The sequence below is a fragment of the Sphingomonas sp. PAMC 26605 genome (assembly GCF_000241485.1).
Taxonomy (GTDB): Bacteria; Pseudomonadota; Alphaproteobacteria; order Sphingomonadales; family Sphingomonadaceae; genus Sphingomonas.
Genome location: NZ_JH584257.1, coordinates 1 through 1,717, shown reverse-complemented (window position 1 = coordinate 1,717; position 1,717 = coordinate 1). Strand labels below are relative to the sequence as shown.

Genomic DNA, 1,717 nt, shown 5'->3' with positions numbered 1-1,717 from the left:
TATCGATCGAGCACGATCCAGCGGTGCTTACCCCCTCGTCCCAGATGCACCTGAACATATTCCACCTGTCCGCCGAACACATAGAATTTGTAGTCCACCGGCAGCGTCGGACCGTCGCCGACAAAATGGCTCGACCAGCAGCCCACGGGGAATGTCGCGATACAGCCTCTCGCTCAGCCAGCTGCCGTACTGGCTTTTCATCCATCGCTCGGCATCGCGCATGATCCCAAGCCAATCGGCCTTGTCATCAAACACGAAGCGGCTCTGATTGCAGCCGTGCCGTGCCTTAACGACGAAGGGCAGCGGCCACACCGATTCAGTCGGTAGTGCAGCGCCATTCCAAAGTGTCGGTATCACCCAGCTAGGACCGAGCCGGGCGGCAACCCAGGCTTTCACGGCCACTTTGTCAGCGAGCGCGGGCATGCGCGGATCACGGTCGTATAGCTTTCGGTACTGCACCCACTCGGTAAAAAGCTTTGGATCGTCCAAGTCAGGAAGTCGTCCGTGCCGCCAGAGATAGCTTAGCCGTATGCCAGCGCGGTCTAGGGCGCGATCGCCGGGAGGAAATTCGGCGAACGAGATTTTTGACATGAGCAAACAAAACTGCGGATTTGCCGAGTTGTTCCCAGTAGCATTCGGGCACCCGTTCATGCCGCTCAAGGTCCGAAATTAGCAACAGTCGACCGACCGCTTTGCGGGGTGGGTTCAACCGATCGACGCAACGCTCTGTGCGAACTTCTCAGCTGGCGTTTGGTACATCAAGGTTTTTCTCGGCCGCTCGTTGAGTTGCCTGGCGATGGCGCTGAGTTGGGCCTGGCTGAAGATCGACAGATCGACGCCGTGGGGCAGATACTGGCGCAGCAGGCGGTTGGTGTTTTCATTGGTGCCGCGCTGCCAGGGGCTCTGAGGATCGCAGAAGTAGACGGCGACGTCGGTCGCCAACGTGAAGCAGCGGTGGTCGGCAAGCTCTTTGCCGCGATCCCACGTCAGCGACCGATAGAGGTCGTGCGGCAGTTTGCGCGCCTGCTTGATCAAGGCGGAGACGACGCTGGCCGTCTCCTTGTTCGCGACCTTGGCCAGGATCACGTAGCGCGACTGGCGTTCGACCAGCGTCACGACGTGGCTGCCGCGCGCGCCTGAGATGAGATCGCCCTCCCAGTGCCCGGGCACGGCGCGATCCTCGACGCAAGCGGGGCGTTCGCTGATCGAGACCGCGTCCTTGATCTGGCCGAGCCCGTCGCGCTTCAAGCTGGCATGGCGCGAGCGGCGGATCGTGCGCTTCGCTCGCAGATGCTCGAGCAGCTCTTTCTTGAGGACACCACGCGCCTGGATATACAGGCTCTTGTAGATCGTCTCGTGTGACACGCGATGCTGGTCTTCGCCCGGAAAGCTATGCTTGAGCCAGCCCGCAATCTGCTCTGGCGACCATTTGCGGCGCAGCTTGCGCGATACTGTTCGCCGCAACCCCGGGTGGCAAGCCAGCTTACAGCGCTTCGGACGCAGCGCGCGATCCCATGCCGCCTGATCCGACAGCGTGGCACGATACCGATCAGCGCCACCGTTACGCCCGACCTCCCGGCTGATCGTTGACGGCGCCCGGCCGAGCTGGACTGCAATGGCACGCAGGGAACGGCCGGCGACCAGACCTCGCGATATCTCTTCGCGGTCGGCCAAGCTGAGCGCTCGCCCGGATCGCTTCCGATCGGGTGGGCGGATC

1 protein-coding gene is annotated in these 1,717 nt (G+C 62.2%); it reads right to left on the bottom strand.

Annotation, left to right across the window (positions count from 1 at the left end; genetic code table 11):
* Positions 1–705: 705 nt before the first annotated feature.
* The coding region (locus RH90_RS21890; protein ID WP_010189279.1) for an IS30 family transposase at positions 706–1,717 on the bottom strand (1,012 nt) is incomplete at its 5' end.